This is a genomic window from Streptomyces sp. NPDC038707 (assembly GCF_040636485.1).
Classification (GTDB): domain Bacteria; phylum Actinomycetota; class Actinomycetes; order Streptomycetales; family Streptomycetaceae; genus Streptomyces.
In genome coordinates, this window is record NZ_JBEZUP010000035.1 from 45577 (window position 1) to 63999 (window position 18423).

Here is an 18423-nt window from a genome sequence, read left to right on the forward strand (position 1 = left end):
CGAGGTTGAGGGCGCCGGCCACCTTCGCCGACAGCACGGACTCGAACTCGGCGAGGCCGGTGTCCGCGAGCGCCTTCATGTCACTGACACCCGCGGTGTGCACCACACCGGTCACCGGGTGCTCGGCGAGCACCGCGGCCAGCGCGGCCCGGTCGGCCACGTCGCAGGCGATGATCTCGACGCGTGTGCCCAGTTCCCGCAGCTCGGCGCGGAGCTCGTCGGCTCCGGGCGCGTCGGGACCGCGCCTGCTGGTCAGTACGAGCTCGGCGGCGCCGGAACGGGCGAGCCAGCGCGCGACCTCGCCGCCGAGGCCACCGGTGCCCCCGGTGACGAGCACGGTCCCGCGCGCGGTGAACTCGCCGGCGGCGGGCACGGGAGCCGTGTACCGGACGAGACGCCGGCCGCTGCGCCCGGCCGACCGGATCGCGACCTGGTCCTCGCCGTCGGTACCGGCCAGGGTGGCGGCGAGGTGGTGTGCGGCCCGGTCGTGCGACGCCGCGGGCAGATCGATCAGGCCGCCCCAGCGGTCGGGGTGCTCCAGCGCGATGCTGCGGCCGAGGCCCCACACGGCGGCGTGCGACGGGCGGGTCACCGGGTCGTCGGGGCCGGTCGACACCGCTTGGCGCGTGAGCACCCACAGGGGGGCGGTGATGCCGGCGTCGCCGAGTGCCTGTGCGACCGTGACGGTCAGGGCCAGCCCGAGCGGGAACGTCTGCGGCTCCTCCTCGGACGGCGGCACCCACACCACACCCGTGTGGTCACCGGCCTCGGCGAGCCGGGCGGCGAGCGTGGCACGATCGCTGTCGGCCACCACCAGGGTGCGGACCTCGGCGCCGTACGCACGCAGCGCCTCGGCGACATCGGCGTGCTCGCTCGTGCCGATGAGCAGCCAGGCGCCCGTCAGCGTCGCCGCGTGCTCCGCCAAGGGGGCCCACTCGACGCGGTAGCGCCAGGTATCGAGTCTGGTCCGCTCGTGCCGCTCCCGGTGCCACGACGACAATGCGGGCAGCAACGCGTCCAGCGAGCCGCGCTGGTCGTCGCCGAGGCCGAGGAGTTCGGCGAGCCCGGCGGCGTCGCCCTCGTCGACGGCCGCCCACAGCCGGTCGTCCGCGGGGTCGCCGGGCCGCTCCGTGCGGGCCTCGGGCCAGTAGGACTCGCGGGAGAACGCGTAGGTCGGCAGGTCGACGCGGCCGGCGCCGGTGCCGGCGAAGAACGCGGCCCAGTCGATGGCCAGGCAGAACGTGTCGAGCCGCGCCAGCGCGGTGACGGCGGCCCGCTCCTCGTCCAGGTCGCCCCGCAGCATGGCGACGGCGGCGGCATCGGCGGCGTTGTCCTCGACCATCGCGGAGAGGGTGCCGTCCGGCCCCAGTTCGACGAACGCGCGTACGCCACGGTCCATGAGGGTCCGCACGCCGTCGGCGAACCGTACCGCCTCCCGGACGTGCCCGACCCAGTACTCCGGCGTGGCCAGCTCGTCGCCTGCGACGGCGCCGGTCACGGTGGACACCACCGGAATCCGCGCCTCGCCGAAGGACAGGTTCTCGACCACGGTCCGGAACTCGTCCAGCATCGGATCCATCAGCGGCGAGTGGAACGCGTGCGACACCCGCAGCGCCTTCGTGCGGCAGCCCCGCTCGCGGAACACCGTCTCGATCCGGGCAAGCGCGTCGAGTTCACCGGCCACGACGACCGACCGAGGACCGTTCACCGCAGCGATGGACACGCCCTCGACCAGCTCGGCGGCGACATCGTCCGCGCCGGCCTCGATCGCCGTCATGCCACCGCCGGCCGGCAGTGCCTGCATGAGCCGACCACGCGCCGAGACCAGCGTCGCCGCGTCGCTCAACGACAGCACGCCGGCGACGTGCGCCGCCGCGATCTCGCCGACCGAGTGCCCGGCGAGGAAATCGGGCCGTATGCCCCAGGACTCGACCAACCGGAACAGCGCCACTTCCAGCGCGAACAACGCCGGTTGCGCCGAGCCGGTCTGGCTGAGCGCCTCCGCGTCCTCGCCCCACATCACCTCGCGGACGCCCTCGCCCAGCTCCCCCGTCACCGCGTCGAACGCCTCGGCGAAAACCGGGAACCTGGCGTACAGCTCACGGCCCATGCCCAGCCGCTGGGCGCCCTGACCCGCGAACAAGAAGGCCGTGCGGCCGTGGACCGTCTCGCCCTCGAACAGCGCCGGGTCGGGCCGGCCGGCTGCCAGCGCGGCCAGCGCCCGTCGCAGTGTCCCGGCATCCGGTGCGATCACCGCCGCCCGCTGCTCGAACCGCGAACGGGTGGTCGCCAGCGAGAAGGCCAGGTCCAGTGGAGGAGCCGAGTCGACGTGCCCCAGCAGCCGCTCCGCCTGCGCCCGCAGCGCATCCCGGCCGCGCCCGGACACCAGCAACGGTACGACACCCGGAGCGTTCACCGGCTCCGGGGCGGACTCCACCACCGCGGGCGGAGCCTCCAGGACGGTGTGCGCGTTGGTGCCGCTGAAGCCGAACGACGACACAGCCGCGCGCCGCGGCCGGCCGGTGACCGGCCACGGAGTCTCCTCGGTGAGCAGCCGCACCTCACCGGCTGCCCAGTCGACCTGCGTCGACGGCTCGTCCACGTGCAGGGTGCGCGGCACGACTCCGTGCCGCATCGCCAGCACCATTTTGATGATCCCGGCGACACCCGCCGCCGCCTGGGTGTGGCCGATGTTGGACTTCACCGACCCCAGCAGCAGCGGCGTCTCGCGCTCGCGGCCGTAGGTCGCCAGCAACGCCTGCGCTTCGATGGGATCGCCCAGCGCCGTGCCGGTGCCGTGCCCCTCGACGACGTCCACCTCGGACGCCGACAGGCCGGCGTTCGCCAGCGCGGCCCGGATCACCCGCTGCTGGGACGGACCGTTCGGCGCGGTCAGGCCGTTCGAGGCGCCGTCCTGGTTCACCGCGGACCCGCGGACCACGGCAAGGATCTCGTGCCCGTTGCGGCGGGCGTCGGACATGCGCTCCAGCACGAGGATGCCGACGCCCTCGGACCAGGCCACGCCGTCAGCGGCGTCCGCGAAGGCCTTGCACCGGCCGTCGGCGGCGAGGCCACGCTGCCGAGAGAACTCGAGGAACGACGTCGGGGTCGACATGACCGTCACACCGCCGGCGAGGGCGAGGGAGCATTCCCCCGCCCGCAGCGACTGTGCGGCCAGGTGCAGCGCCACCAGCGAGGACGAGCACGCCGTGTCGACACTGACCGCCGGGCCCTCCAGACCGAGCGTGTACGACACCCGGCCGGAGGCCACACTGGGGGACGTGCCGGTGCCCTGGTACCCCTCGAACTCGCCGCCGCCGAGCGCGTGGACGTAGTCGCTGTACATGACGCCGGTGAACACGCCCGTGCGGCTGCCGCGCAGCGAGACGGGAGGGATGCCGGCCCGCTCGACAGCCTCCCACGACGCCTCCAGGAGCAGGCGCTGCTGCGCGTCGGTGGCGAGCGCCTCGCGGGGGCTCATGCCGAAGAAGGCGGGATCGAACTCGCCCGCGTCGTGCAGGAAGCCGCCGGAGCGCGCGTACGACGTGCCGATGTGGTCGGGATCCGGGTGGAACAGGGTGTCCAGGTCCCAGCCGCGGTTGGTCGGGAAGCCCGATATCGCGTCGGCACCCTCGCTGACCAGCCGCCAGAGGTCCTCCGGCGAGGAGACCCCGCCCGGGTAGCGGCAGGACATGCCGACGATGACGATCGGGTCGTCGGTGACAGCCGCCGGACCGGTGACCGCGTCGGCGGACTCCTCGGTGCCGAGCAGTTCGTCCAGCACGTACGCGGACAGCGCGCCGGCGGTCGGGTGATCGAAGACGAGCGTGGCCGGCAGCCGCAGCCCGGTGGCGGCCGCGAGCTGACCGCGCAGCTCAACGGCTGTCAGGGAGTCGAAGCCGAGGTCGGCGAAGGTCCGGTCGGCGTCGACACGATCGGTGCCGGTGTGGCCCAGTACGGACGCCACCTGCGCCCGTACCAGCTCCAGCACGGTGTCGGCGCGCTCGACGGCGCTCAGCCGCGTGAGCCGCTGCGCCAGGCCGCTCGCGGCGGCGCTCGCCGCCGTGCCGCGCCGGGCCCGGGGCCGGACGAGCCCGCGCAGCACGGGCGGCACCTCGTCACGGGCGCGCAGCGCAGGCAGGTCGAGCCGCACCGGGACGGCCACGGCGTCGGGGCCGGCGACCGCCGTGTCGAACAGCGCCAGACCGTCGTCGACGGACAGCGGCAACGTGCCGGTGCGGGCCAGGCGGCGCAGGCCGGACGCGCCGAGGGAGCGGGTCATGCCCGTCTCCCGCGTCCACGGCCCCCAGGCCAGCGACACTCCCGGCAGGCCCTCCGAGCGCCGCTTCGTGACCAGTGCGTCGAGAAAGGCGTTGCCGGCCGCGTAGGCCGTCTGCGCCGCCGCGCCCACCACGCCCGCGACCGAGGAGAACACCACGAACGCCGAGACGTCGCCGGCCAGTTCGTGCAGGTTCCAGGCTGCGTCGGCCTTCGGCCGCAGCACCGCGTCGATCCGGTCGGCCGTCAGGGAGGGCAGGACGCCGTCGTCGAGGATGCCGGCGGCGTGCACGATGCCCGTGACGGGCGCCTCGACGGCGAGCGCGGCGGCCAGCGCTTCCGGGTCGGCCGCGTCCACGGCGGCGAACGTCACCCGCGCACCCAGCTCGGTGATCCGGGCTGCCGTCTCGGCCGCGCCCTCCGCGGCACCGCCCCGACGGCTGGCCAGGATCAGGTGGCGCACGCCATGGTGCTCGGCGAGGTGCCGCGCCACCAGGGCACCGAGGCCGCTCGTACCGCCGGTGACCAGGACGGCACCGTCACCCCAGTCGACGGCATCGTTGTCGGCGGCCTGCACTCGGGCGAGGCGGGCGGCGAACACCTCGCCGTCCCGCACCGCCGTCTGCGGCTCGCCCGTACCGAGGGCCGGGCCCGAGAGACCGTCGATCGCGCCGAACAGTCCGGGGTTCTCCGCCTCGGCCGCGCGCGCGAAGCCCCACACGGCCGCCTGGGCCGGGTCGACCGTGTCCCCGGGCCGCACGGCCACGCCGTTGCGCGTGAGGAACAGCAGACGGGAGCCGCCGCAGCGCTCGTCCGCGAGCCAGTCCTGTGCGAGGCCCATGGCCCAGGCCGCGTTCGCGTGCGCGTCGGCGACCGGGTCACCCGTGCCCGCCGGCACCGGCGCCAGCACGATCGGCGGCACCGTGCCGGGCAGGTCGGCGACACCGGCGGCGACCAGCACCTCCACGCCGGGCAGCACGGGGGCGTCCGGCCCCAGGACCGCGACGGTCGCGGGCACCGGTCCGCCGGACACCGGAACCCAGTCCAGACGGAACAGCGCGTCCCTGCCTGGCTCGGCGGTCAGGCGCTCGTCCCCGAGACGCCGTAGCGCCAGGGAAGCCACCGACATGAGCGGCGCGCCGGCGGCGTCCGTGACCTCGATCGACACAGCGGAATCGCCGAGCGGTGCGAGCAGCACGCGGGCCGCCGTCGCGCCGGTGGCGTGCAGGCGCACGCCCTCCCACGAGAACGGCAGCATGGCGGTGCCGTCGCCGAGACCGGTGAAGGCGACCGCGTGCAGGGCGGCGTCCAGCAGCGCCGGATGCATGCCGAAGGACGATGCCTCGACCGCGACGCCCTCGGACAGCTCGACCTCGGCGGCGACCGTGCCGTCCGAGCCGACCCGCCAGGCGGCGGCGAGGCCGCGGAACGCCGGTCCGTACTCCAGCCCGGCCTCGGCCGCGCGCTCGTAGAACCCGTCCAGGCCGACCGCCTCCGCCCCGGCCGGGGGCCACACGGGGGAGTCGGACGAGGCGACCTGCTCGCCGGGGGCCAGCACGCCGTCGGCGTGCCGGGTCCACGGGCGGTCCTCGCCCGGGTCGGAGGCGTCGCCCGCGTCGGGCCGCGAGTACATCGTGAGGGTGCGGTGGCCGCGGGCGTCCGGGCTGCCGATCCACAGCTGCACCTGCACACCGCCCTGGCCGGGCAGCACCAGCGGTGCGGCGAGCGTCAGCTCCTCGATCCGGCCGCAGCCGACCTCGTCCCCGGCACGCACCGCGAGTTCGAGCAGCGCGGTGCCGGGCAGCACGGCCGTGCCGCGGACGGCATGGTCGGCGAGCCATGCGTGTGACGCCACCGAGAGCCGGCCGGTGAGCAGCACGCCGTCCGAGTCCGCCAGGGACGCGGCAGCGGCCAGGAGGGGATGGTTGGCCGAGCCGAGGCCGGCGGCGCGCAGGTCGCCCAGGGAGGCGGAGGCGTCACGCGGCCAGTAGCGGCGGCGCTGGAAGGCGTACGTCGGCAGGTCGACGCGGCGGGCGCCGGTGCCGGCGAAGTAGTCGGCCCAGCGCAGCGGGACACCGAGCGCGTGCAGACCCGCGGCCGCGGACGCGAGGGCGGCGCCCTCGGGCTGCGCCCCGCGCAGCGTCGCGAGCGCGTCGGCGTCCGGGAAGTCCTCCCGCACCATCGCGGTGAGCACTCCGTCCGGGCCCAGCTCCAGGAACGCGCCGACTCCGTGCTCGCGCAGCCAGCCGACAGTGTCGTGGAACCGCACCGGACGGCGCACGTGGTCGGTCCAGTAGTCCGTGTCGGTGAGCTGCTCGACGGTCGCCTGCTCGCCGGTCACGGTCGACACGACCGGCAGCAGCGGCTCGCGGAACACCAGGCCCTCGGCGACCGCGCGGAAGGCGTCCAGCATCGGGGTCATCAGCGGTGAGTGGAACGCGTGCGACACGCGCAGCCGCTTCGGCTTGTGCCCGCGCTCGACCAGTGCCGCCTCGATCTCGGCGACCGCGTCGGCCTCGCCCGCGACGACCACCGATCGCGCGCCGTTCACGGCCGCGATCGACACGGTGTCGGCATGTTCCGACACTAGTGGCGCGACCTCGGCCTCGGACGCCCGCACGGACGTCATCACGCCGCCGGCGGGCAGCGCCTGCATCAGCCGCCCGCGTGCCGCCACGAGAGCCGCCGCCGCGGTCAGGTCGAGGACACCGGCCACGTGCGCGGCGGTCAGCTCGCCGATGGAGTGCCCCGCGAGGTAGTCCGGCTTGACTCCCCACGACTCCACCAGCCGGTAGAGCGCCACCTCGACGGCGAACAGCGCCGGCTGGGCGTATTCGGTGCGGTTGAGGGTGCGCGCCGTGCTGGCCCACATCACCTCGCGCAGCGGGCGGTCGAGGTGGACGTCCAGCGCCGCGCACGCCTCGTCCAGCGCGGTCGCGAACACCGGGAAGCGGTCGTACAGCTCGCGGCCCATGCCGACGCGCTGCGCGCCCTGGCCGGTGAACACCACGGCCAGCTTGGGTTTGCCCCGTGTGACACCCGAGACGAGTCCGGCCGGCGTCTCGCCGGCGGCCAGCGCCGCCAGCGCGGCCCGGGCCTGCTCGTGATCACTCGCCACGACGGCGGCGCGGTGCTCGAACGCGGCCCGGGTGGTCGCGAGCGAGAAGGCCGTGTCGGCCAGGGCGTCGGAGTCCACCGTGGACAGCAGGCGCGCGGCCTGTTCCGTGAGAGCGTCACGGGTGCGCGCGGACACCACCAGCGGCACCGCGCCGGCCGCGATGTCACCGGCGGGCGCCTCGTCCGCGTCGGCGGGCGCCTCGTCCGCGTCGGCGGGCGCCTCGTCCGCGTCGGCGGGCGCCTGCTCGATGATGGCGTGCGCGTTCGTGCCGCTCAGGCCGAACGAGGAGACGGCGGCGCGTCGTGGACGGTCCGCCTCCGCGGGCCACGGCGTGTTCTCGGTCGCGAGCGCCAGCGCCCCGCTGGACCAGTCGACGTGGGACGTCGGCGCGTCCACGTGCAGTGTCCTGGGCAGCATCCCGTGCCGCATCGCCAGCACCAGCTTGATGACGCCGGCCACACCGGCGGCGGCCTGCGTGTGGCTGATGTTGGACTTCACCGAGCCGAGCAGCAGCGGACGGTCGGCGGGGCGGTTGCGGCCGTAGGTGGCGAGCAGCGCCTCCGCCTCGACCGGGTCCCCGAGCGTGGTGCCGGTGCCGTGCGCCTCCACCACGTCGATCTGGTCGGCGGAGAGCCGCGCGTTGAGCAGGGCCTGCTCGATGACACGGACCTGTGAGGGCCCGTTGGGGGCGGTCAGGCCGTTGGACGCGCCGTCCTGGTTGACGGCCGAGCCGCGTACGACGGCGAGGATCCGGTGGCCGTTGCGCCGTGCGTCGGACAGCTTCTCCAGCACGAGCACGCCGACGCCCTCGGCCCAGCCGGTGCCGGACGCGGACTCGGCGAAGGAACGGCAGTGTCCGTCGGCGGCGAGACCGCCCTGTTTGGAGAACTCGACGAAGGTGAGCGGGCTCGACATGACGGTGACACCGCCGGCCAGCGCCAGGTCGCACTCCCCCGCCCGGAGCGACTGGGCCGCCAGGTGCAGCGCCACCAGCGAGGAGGAGCACGCGGTGTCCACGGTGACGGCCGGACCGACCAGGCCGAAGCAGTACGACAGACGGCCCGAGATCACGCTGGAGGTGTTGCCGGTCAGCCGGAAACCGTCGATGTTGTCGGCCGGGCCGACCCGGTACTCCTGCGGCATGGCGCCCACGAACACGCCGGTCTGACTGCCCCTCAGGCCGGTCGGGTCGATGCCCGCGCGCTCCAGCGCGTCCCAGGTCGTCTCCAGCAGCACCCGCTGCTGCGGGTCCATGGACAACGCCTCGCGCGGTGAGATCCCGAAGAAGTCCGCGTCGAACGTGGTGGCGTCGTGCAGGAATCCACCGGACAGCGTCGAGGACGTGCCCAGTGCCTCCGGGTCCCAGCCCCGGTCGGCCGGGAAGTCGGTCACGCCGTGGCCACCGCGCTCCAGCATCGCCCACAGGTCCTCGGGGCCGCGCACGTCACCGGGGTAACGGCAGCCCATGCCGACGATGGCAATGGGCTCGGACGCCGCCTCCTCCAGTTCCTGCACCTTCTGCCGGGTGCGTCGAAGGTCGACGGTCGCCCGCTTCAGGTAGTCCCGAAGGCGCTGCTCGTTGCCCATCGCACGATCCATGTCGGTTCCATTCACTCGCGGACACCCTCGTGCAGTGTCGATCTCGGAGCAGCCGGAATTTCCTAGTGTCGGGACGGAAGAATGTTCGGGGGCACTAGGGAATTACCGATCCGGGTCGGGTGACGCTGCCCGCGCCGGACGCACGCGCCCGGCGGTCAGCCACTCCCGACTCCCGGAGTACCGCGTGCTCTTACGACTGCTCAGGACATGCCTTCGCCCTTACCGGACCTGGGTCGCGCTGACCGTCGCCCTGCAGATCGTGCAGACGCTCGCGCTCCTCATGCTCCCCACGCTGAGCGCACAGGTCATCGACCGGGGGCTGCTCGTGGGGTCGCTGCGGGGAATCGTCTGGCTGGGCGCGGCGATGCTGCTGGTCGTCGTGGTCCAACTCGCCGCGCGGCTCGGAGCCGAGTACTTCGCCGCGCGCGCCGCCACCGCGGTCGGCCGCGACCTGAGGTCGGCGATGTTCCGTCACGTGCAGCGATTCTCCGCGCACGACGTGGGCCGCTTCGGTACGTCCTCGCTGGCCACCAGGACACTCAACGACGTGCAGCAGGTCCAGACCCTCACGTCCGACGGACTGAGCAGCATCATCACCGCGCCGATCATGTGTGTGGTGAGTGTGGTGCTCGCGCTGCGCCAGGACGTGCCGCTGGCGCTGGTCGTGATCGTGCTCATTCCGGTGACGACGGTCGTGGTATCGGTGATCCTGGTCCGGATGAGCCGGCTGTACGACCGCATCCAGGGCGCCATGGACAACATGAGCCGGTTGTTCCGCGAGCAGATCACCGGCGTGCGCGTGGTGCGCGCGTTCGTGCGGGACACGCACGAGCAGGAGCGGTTCGGGGCGGTGAACACCGAGATGTTCCTGCTGACCCGCAGGGTGCGCCGACTCGCGGCCGGCATGTTCCCGTTGGTGTGGCTGCTGGGCAACGGGTTCACCGTGGTGGTGGCATGGATCGGCGCGAAGCGGATCGCGTCGGGCGCTCTCCAGGTCGGAGCGCTGAGCGCGTTCCTCGGCTACATCGTCCTGGTGCTGACCTCGATGGTCATCGCCATGTACGTCATGCTCACGGTCCCGAGGGCGGCGGCCGCCGCGCGGCGCATCCGTGACGTGCTCGACACCGCACCGGAGATGGCCACGTCCTCCCGGCCGATCGCGGACCGGCCGCGGCCGGGACACCTGGAACTGCGCGGCGTCGGGTTCCGTTACCCCGGCGCGGAGGAACCGTTCCTGCACGGCATCGACCTGATCGTCGAGCCCGGCCGGACCGTTGCGGTGATCGGCGGTACCGGGAGCGGCAAGACCACCCTGCTGAACCTGGTACTGCGGCTGTTCGACGCCACGACCGGGACGGTGCTCGTGGACGGGGTCGACGTGCGTGATCTGGACGACGACGCCCGGAGTCTCGCGGTTGGTCTGGTCGCGCAGCAGCCTTACCTGTTCGCCGGAACAGTCGCGTCCAACCTGCGCTGGGGCAACGAGAACGCCACCGACGCGGATCTCTGGCACGTCCTCGGGATCACCCAGGCCCGCGAGTTCGTGGCGGCGATGCCGGGCGGCCTGCAGGCGGAGATCACCCAGGGCGGCACCAACGTCTCGGGCGGGCAGCGTCAGCGGCTCGCCCTCGCCCGGACCCTGTTGCGACGGCCCGGGATCTACCTCTTCGACGACTGTTTCTCCGGCCTGGACGCCGCGACGGATCTGGCGGTGCGCAGCGCTCTGGCGCCGGAACTCGCCGACGCGGCAGTGGTGATCGTCGCGCAACGGGTGGGCACCATCCGGCACGCCGACCTGATCCTCGTGCTGGAGGACGGCCGCGTGGTCGGCCGGGGCACACACGATCAACTGCTGACGGAGAACGGGACGTACCAGGAGATCGTGCGCTCACAGCTCGACAACGCGGAGGAAGCGGTATGACCGAGAAGCAGCAGGCCGCCGACCCGAAGGGGGCGCTGCGGGCGATCGCGCGGCTGATGCGCCCGCACCGGACGGTCCTCGTCGCGACCTTCCTGGTGAGTCTCGCCGGTGTCGTGGTGAACATCATCGCCCCGCTCTGCCTCGGCCACGCCACGAACCTGATCGTCGCCGGCGTGGCCGGCGAGTCTCTGCCGGCCGGGCTGACGAAGGAACAGGCACTGGCCCGGCTTCGCACGGAGGGCCACGGCACCCTCGCATCCGTGTACGACACGGTCGACTTCGTACCCGGTCACGGCATCGACCTCGCGGCGGTGGCGTCGGTACTGTCGCTGGTGCTGGCCTTGTACGCGGCCGGGTCGGCCGCCAACTTCGTGCAGGAGCGCATCGCGGCGAACGTCGTGCAGGCGGTCACCCGGGACGTACGGACCCGGGCGGAGGCGAAACTGGCCCGGCTGCCGCTCGGCTACTTCGACGGTCAGCCGCGCGGCGAGCTCCTGGGCCGCGTCACCAACGACGTCGACAATCTGCAGCAGGTGCTCCAGCAGACGTTCAGCCAGCTGGGCACCGCCGTACTGTACGCGACCGGCCTCACCGCCGTGATGTTCGTGATCTCTCCGCTGCTGGCGGCTCTGCTGCTGCTGAGCCTTCCGGTGTGCGCCGTGCTCGCGGCGAAGCTGAGTGCCCGGGCACGGCCGCGGTTCGCCGAGCAATGGGCCGCCACCGGAGCCCTGGCCACACACGTCGAGGACATGTACACCGGACACACCCTTGTCCGGGTGTTCGGGCGGCAGGCCCACAGCGAGGCGGAGTTCGACAGGCACAACGAGAAGGCGTACCAGGCGGGCTCGGCCGCGCAGTTCTTCGCGGCGACCATCGAACCCGCGCTGAGCTTCGTGTCGAACCTGAACTACGTCGCCGTGGCCGTCATCGGCATGTTGCGGGTCGCCTCGGGCGCGCTGTCCATCGGTGAGGTGCAGGCGTTCCTGCAGTACACCAGCCAGTTCGGCAACCAGGCCGGCCAGATCGGAGCGGTGGTCGGCAAGTTCCAGTCCGGCCTGGCCTCGGCCGAACGCGTCTTCGCCCTGCTCGACGCCGACGAGCAGCCGGCCGACTCGGCCGACCCGGCCACGCTCGCCACCGTGTCCGGCCACGTGGAGTTCCGGGACGTCAGCTTCCGCTACCGGCCGGACCGCCCGCTGATCGAGGACTTCTCCCTTTCGGTGCCGCCGGGGACGACGGTCGCGATCGTGGGACCGACCGGCGCGGGCAAGACGACACTCGGCAACCTCCTGATGCGCTTCTACGAGCCCGACTCCGGGCGGATCCTGCTCGACGGCGTGGACATCGCGGCGATGCGCCGCGAGGATCTCCGCTCACGCACCGGCCTGGTGCTCCAGGACACGTGGCTGTTCGAGGGGACGGTGGCGGAGAACATCGCGTACGGGCGCCCGGGCGCGACGCGCGAGGAGATCGTGGCCGCGGCCAGGGCGATGCGCGTGGACCACTTCGTGAAGACGCTGCCGAACGGTTACGACACGGTGCTCGACGAGGCGGCGGGCATCAGCGTCGGCGAGAAACAACTCATCACGGTGGCGCGGGCGTTCCTCGCCGCTCCGTCCGTGCTGATCCTCGACGAAGCGACCAGTTCGGTCGACACCCGCAGCGAACTGCTGGTGCAGAAGGCGATGGCGCGGCTGCGCCGGGGCCGCACCAGCTTCGTGATCGCGCACCGGCTCTCCACCATCCGCGACGCGGACCTGATCCTCGTCATGCACCGGGGCCGGATCGTCGAGCAGGGCACGCACGACGAGCTCCTCGCCGCCGGCGGCGCCTATACCGACCTGTACACCTCTCAGTTCGTCACCACGCCCTGATGAGGCCGCACCGCAGCGGTTCCGCCAGGTGATCCAACGGTCACTCACGAGGTCACACAGGGCAGGACACACGAAGGCGTGCCCTTCCGGCAGTCCGAGACGGTCATCGAGCAGACCGACATCGGCACGCTGCCCGGGAGGGCACGCCCGTGCTCACCGCGAGGAACGGCGGCGCCTGCGCACGTCACGGCTTCTTGGCCGACGGGTACCGTCGAGGGTGCCCGCCGGGGCGGTGTCTCCGCCCCGGACCTGGCCTCACCAGGTGATCTTGAGCTCGGGCATGGTCGAGAACAAGCGGTCGGCCTCGCGGTTGAGCTCGTCGAGCGGCACCGCGAGCCGGATGGAGGGCGCCCGCTCGAACAGCGTCGTGTAGACGGTCCGCAGCTCCATCCGGGCCAGCGGCGCACCGAGGCAATGCCAGATCCCGTGCGCGAACGCCAGATGCTGGTTCGGGCTGCGCGTGATGTCCACGACCTCCGGGGCCTCGAAGGCCCGCGCGTCGAAGTTGGCCAGCGCGAAGTCCGGCAGCACGAGGTCTCCGGCCCGAATGGTCACCCCTGCGATCTCGATGTCCGCGTTGGCGTAATGGGGTTGGGCCCCGCCACCGTGACTCGCGGTGCGCAGCATCTCCTCGACCGCCGGCTCGACCAACGCGGGGCCCTGGAGCACCGCCTCCCGCAGCGCGTCATCGGTGGCCAGCCGAGCCACGCCGAACCCGATGTGCGTGGCGACGCTCTCGCCGCCGGCGAACAGCAGCATCGCGACCAGCGTCGCCACCCGCTCATCGGTCTGTCCCGCGGCGACCAGCCCGGAGATCATGTCGTCGCGCGGTTCGACCCGCCGTTGTGCCGCGATCCCGGCGAGATAGGTGTCGAGGGTGGCGTCGCCGTCACCCGCACCGAGGCCGGCCATCCGGTGCAGAAGGTCGCCGACCAGCTCCTCGTCAGCCACGGGGATGCCGACGAGCTCGCACAGTACGCGCATGGCCAACGGCCGTGCCAGCACCTTCTGCAGCTCCGCCGGCCGTTCGCCCGCCAGCATCTTGTCGACCAGTTCCGCCACGGTCGCTTCGACCTTCGGCTGGATCGCCCGCATGGATGCGCGCGAGAAGTACGGTGTGAGCAGCGCCCGGAGCTCGGCATGGCGTTCGAATTCGGTCATGATCTGCTCGAACACCGGACTCGGCGCATATTTCGGTGCGCTGCTCGGGTCGGGGTGCGAGCGGCCCAGCCTCCGGTCGACGAGCAGCCGCTTGATCTCCGGAGCGCCCATGACCAGCCAGGCCTCGTCGCCGGTGTAGGTCCGGACCTTCCAGATCGGCCGTTCCGCCTGCATCGCCCGCAGTTTCTCGTTGACACCGAGCAGCGGCGCGGTCAGGGACGCCATCGAGGGAATATTGTCTTCGGCCATGTTCATGGCTCGCGTCCTCTCCGCGTGAAGGCCGGTAGCACCGGACAGTCTCACGGCACCGTCAGCCGGAAATCCCTAGACAGCCGGATCCCGGACGATGCGATGACATCCGCAGGAATCCGTGACACCAGTCACGTCGAGTTGTACCATGGATGAATACCCAACTAGCCTTCAGCGCAAGCGGTAAATGACGTATGCCGTTTCATCGGTGTTACAGCGCAGGCAACGCCGCAGGGGTTCCATCGAAACTGAAGCCCGGGTGGTTCAGGACGTCCTGACACAATTCAGGACGGCAACCAACTGACAGAAGAGCGGCGAGCGGCACCAGTCAACGTTGACGAGCCTCCAGCGCAGTCGCCTGAAACCTTTTACGAGGGACATCATGCACGATGCAATAGATCGTCCGACGGAGCGCTCCCACACTGATATGCGTCGCTCTGTGTCGCGCCAAGGCACACCGCCCCGGTCGGGGGCCATGTTCCATTCCCTGTTCGAGCGCTCCGGAGTCGGGATGGCGGCCCTGGACTCGCGCAGCCGCATCCGGCAGGCCAACGATGCCATGCTCGCCCTGCTCGACCGCAGCACCTCCGAGGTCAGAGACATCGCGTTCGCCGACCTCTTACACCCCGACAGCCGGTCCCAGTTGCAGGTCAGCTTCGATCAGCTCCGCCTCGGCCGCACCGGCCGCTTCACCGAATACGTCAAGGTCCCGCGCCCGGACCATGCCGTGGGGGGCAGTCTGACGGCGCTGCGAATGCGCGCCGACGCCCGCACCAGCAGCCCGCTGCTCGTGCTGCTCCAGGCCGCCTCCCCGCCCGCCGAATGCCCGCAGGACGGTGCCCGGTCCACTCTGCTGAGCGAGATGGAGGCCAAGATCCTCGAGAGGGTCGCCGCCGGTGCCTCCACCGTGCAGTTGGCCGGCCATCTGCACCTGAGCTGCAAAGGCATCGAGTACCACATCAGCGCCATGCTCCGAAAGCTGGGCGTTCCCAACCGGCCGGCCCTGGTCTCCCGCGCCTACACGATAGGCATCCTCAACAGCGGCACTTGGCCGCCCCGGGTTCAGCCAGAACACGTCAAATGCCGTTGATGTGACCGGACGCCGGGATGCGCCGTCAGACTGACCCGGGACAAACAGGAACGGAACCGCCCGGCAGATCATTACGGGCGGTTCCGTTCCTTGTCGGCCCCTCAGTTCTGCACGTACGTCGATTGCACGATGGGTGGCCAGCTCTCCGCGTTCAAGACGCCCATGGAGTAGGCTTTGGAGGCCAACTCGGTCCGGTTGATGGCCTTGAACCTGCGCAGCAGAGCCGTTATCCGGTACTCCACCCCGCCTCGGCTCATGTGCAGAACGGCCGCCAGCCTGCCCGTGGACATCCCGGCGGCGACGCCCTCCAAAATCTTGGCATCCATCGGAGTGAGCAGCACTCCACGCTGAACGATCGCCTGGGCCTTGCCGACCCGGGAAGTCTGGCCCACCAGCACCAGAATGGCATCGACTTCACCGTCCGACCTGACCACCGAGACGGCGATCAGCTCACCGAACAGCAGCGCTCCGTCCTGTCTGACCGCGATTATCTTTCCGCCGGCACGGTCACGTTCACCGGCGCCGAGCAGGGCCAGATCACGGCCTATGGATCTCCGTACCGTCGGATGCAGCAGCGCCAGGAACGGACGACCGTAACTGTCCTGGGGATTCCGGTCGAACTGCGCGAGGAAATCAATGTTGGCCTCACGCAGACACAGAGCACGATCCAGCGTCGCCATGCAGAGCCCGGACTGATCGAACATCAGCCGGAATATCTCATCGTACTCCGACCTCTGTTTCGCCGCGATGTACGAGGCATGGGCCGCTGTCGTGCCACAAGAGTTGTCGATCACGGTAACGCCACTCCCGTCGAAGGCATCACGGCGCTGCCCGATGGCGCTCGTGCTCTGGTGCGGTCGGCTGAGAGATCACTTCCCGCGACCGGACACGGGCGCCGGGGCGCGGGGGGAGCCTGCGGGTCCACAGGCCGTTGTCGCTGAAGGGGGCGTTCACGCGATGTCCTCTTCTCGGTTCTGGTTCGTCCGCCCACCGTCGCGGGGCGTTTGTCGGATGAAGGGGGAGGCGGGGCACGGAGTGGCCCCGCCCGCCGCTCGTCAGGAGCCCGTGACGACGTCCTCCTTGATGATGCGCTCGACGTTCCGCTCCGCCAGCGCCGTGATGGTCACGAACGGGTTGACGCCGATGCTGCCGGGGATGAGCGAGCCGTCGGTCACGTAGAGGTTCTTGTATCCGGTGACGCGGCCGTAGTTGTCGGTGGCCTTGCCGAGGACGCAGCCGCCGAGCGGGTGGTAGCAGAAGTCGTCGGCGAAGGCCTTGATCTGCGGGCCGAAGAGGTCATACCGGTAGATGGTGCTGTTCGCTTCGTTGATGCGGTCGAACAGCGATTTCGCGGCAGCGACCGCGGGCGCGTTCTGCTCCCGGGTCCAGCGCAGGTCCGCCCGGTCCTTGGCGGCGTCGTAGACGAAGGTGCCGCGCTCCGGGTTCTTGGTGATGGCCAGGTAGAGGCTGACCCAGGTCTCCAGGCCGGCCGGCATGGGGGCGATCTCGGCGAAGACGGGACTGTCCGGGTTCTCCCAGTCGTCGATGCCGAGGGCGGGGATCGACGACTGGTTGCTGCCCGTGGGATTCCACACGTGGTTGGCGCGGGCGGTCATGATGTTGCCGTTGGGGCCCCAGCCACGACCGATCTCCGAGCTGAGGTTCGCGAGCGTGCCGGTCTCCCGGGCGCGCAGCAGCAGTTCGGTCGAGCCGAGGCTGCCGGCGCCGAGGAAGAGGTGCCGGCAGGAGATCTCCTTGGTCCCGATCAGGCCGCCCTGGGCGTCCTTCTGCTCGACGGTCAGCAGATACGTTCCGTCGTTCCGCTGACGGATCGTCCTGACCTGGTGCAGGGTCTCGATGGCGACCTTGCCGGTGCCCAGGGCGTCCGCCAGGTAGCTCTTGTCGAGTGAGACCTTGCCGTGGTTGTTGCCGTAGATGACCTCGGCGGCCAGCGCGGATTTGGGCACCGAGCCGTCCGCCTCACGGCGCATGTAGTCCCAGTCGTAGACGTTGGGCACGAAGGTGGTGCTCAGCCCCGCTTTAGCGGCCTGGTCGCGCCCGACGCGCGCGTACTCGTACCACTCGGTCTGCTCGAACCATGCCTTGTCGATGTTTTTCACCCGCAGGCCGGAGTTCGCGCGCGGGAAGTACGTGCTGTACATCTCATCGGCGTCGACCTGGGGCAGCACCTCCTCGAAGTACGAGCGCCGGGGCGTGACCGCCATGCCGCCGTTGACGAGCGAACCGCCGCCGACACCGCGTCCTACGTACACGGACATCTGGTCGAAGTTGACCCGGTCCAGCACACCCGCGTAGGGCTCGATGTCCCGGTTGGCGAGGTCGAGCCACAGGAAGGAGCCGAGCGGGGCCTCGGTGCGGGTCTTGAACCAGCTGGAACGCTTGTCGGGCGCGAGTGTCCCGCAGAATATTTTGCCGTCAGGGCCGGGCTGGTTCCACAACTGGCCCATCTCCAGCATCAGGGTGGAGATTCCCGCCTCGCCGAGCCGCAGGGCGGAGACGGCCGCGCCGTACCCGGTGCCGACCACGACAGCGGGGACGAACGTTTCGCCGGATACACCGGACTCGGTGGCAGCGGCCGCCCTGGGGGCCGCGGTGATCGTGGTGTGCCCTGCGATCGCGGCGGCGCCCAAGGCGGCGAGGCCGAGCATGCGGCGGCGGGACAGGGGCTGATGTGCGTTCATGCTGTGCTGTGCTCCTGAGCTTCGTGGGCAGGGGAAGGAAAGACGAATCGGAGAGCCGGCCGGAGCGGCACGGCCTGGGGACTGGGCGGACTCGGTGCGACGGCAGTCTCCTACATCCGCATCGGGCACTCGCTCGGCCCGGCGCACGCCCCTGAGACACCCGTGAGCGCTGCGCGGCCCGCGAGCACGCCGTACCTCGCACTTTCTTCCGCGCACCGGGTGACCGAGCCCGCTCGGCCCGGCCTCCACGAGGTCGGTGTCCCGAGCCGTCCCGCCCGGTGCCCGCGCCGACGGGTGGCCGGCGCGACACGGTCGGGCGGGAGCAGCGTCCGCGGCAGGCAGATCACATGGCACTCGACGCCCTGCCGGCTGAAGCAGCCGGCGGCGATGCCCTCGATGATGCGCGCGTCCATCGCGGAGGGTCCTCTCGC

Annotated in this window: 7 protein-coding genes (1 of these 7 only partly in view); 3 read left to right on the forward strand and 4 right to left on the reverse strand. The window is 71.5% G+C overall.

Annotated features, from left to right (window positions below; all coding sequences use genetic code 11):
- On the reverse strand, window positions 1-8983 hold the start of the coding sequence (locus tag AB0E62_RS32675; RefSeq protein WP_362202131.1) for a type I polyketide synthase. The gene continues 18767 nt to the left of window position 1, outside the view; 8983 of the gene's 27750 nt are visible here — the first part of the coding sequence; it begins with the start codon at window positions 8981-8983; the stop codon falls past the left edge of the window.
- 196 nt (window positions 8984-9179) lie between these two features.
- On the opposite strand from AB0E62_RS32675, the gene AB0E62_RS32680 reads away from it, so the two are divergent.
- Complete coding sequence (locus AB0E62_RS32680; protein ID WP_362202080.1) at window positions 9180-10916, forward strand: ABC transporter ATP-binding protein; 1737 nt, start codon at window positions 9180-9182, stop codon at window positions 10914-10916.
- The gene (locus AB0E62_RS32685) at window positions 10913-12790 is read left to right on the forward strand and encodes an ABC transporter ATP-binding protein (protein ID WP_362202083.1); all 1878 of its coding nucleotides are present in this window, start codon (window positions 10913-10915) and stop codon (window positions 12788-12790) included. Before AB0E62_RS32680 ends, AB0E62_RS32685 begins: the two co-directional genes overlap by 4 nt.
- A gap of 255 nt (window positions 12791-13045) precedes the next feature.
- Here AB0E62_RS32685 and AB0E62_RS32690 read toward each other — a convergent pair whose 3' ends face one another.
- Window positions 13046-14206: a cytochrome P450 gene (locus tag AB0E62_RS32690; RefSeq protein ID WP_362202086.1), complete on the reverse strand. Its 1161-nt coding sequence runs from the start codon at window positions 14204-14206 to the stop codon at window positions 13046-13048.
- Between the two features lie 469 nt (window positions 14207-14675).
- Between AB0E62_RS32690 and AB0E62_RS32695 the strand changes: the two genes are divergently transcribed.
- On the forward strand, window positions 14676-15290 hold the full coding sequence (locus AB0E62_RS32695) for a LuxR C-terminal-related transcriptional regulator (RefSeq protein ID WP_362202089.1): 615 nt from the start codon (window positions 14676-14678) through the stop codon (window positions 15288-15290).
- Between the two features lie 101 nt (window positions 15291-15391).
- Here AB0E62_RS32695 and AB0E62_RS32700 read toward each other — a convergent pair whose 3' ends face one another.
- A complete protein-coding gene (locus AB0E62_RS32700; RefSeq protein WP_362202092.1) occupies window positions 15392-16084 on the reverse strand; it encodes a LuxR C-terminal-related transcriptional regulator in 693 nt (230 codons plus the stop codon).
- A 261-nt stretch (window positions 16085-16345) separates the two neighbouring features.
- Entirely contained in the window at window positions 16346-17992 is a 1647-nt protein-coding gene (locus tag AB0E62_RS32705; protein ID WP_362202095.1) for a GMC oxidoreductase, read from the reverse strand.
- Window positions 17993-18423 lie beyond the last annotated feature (431 nt).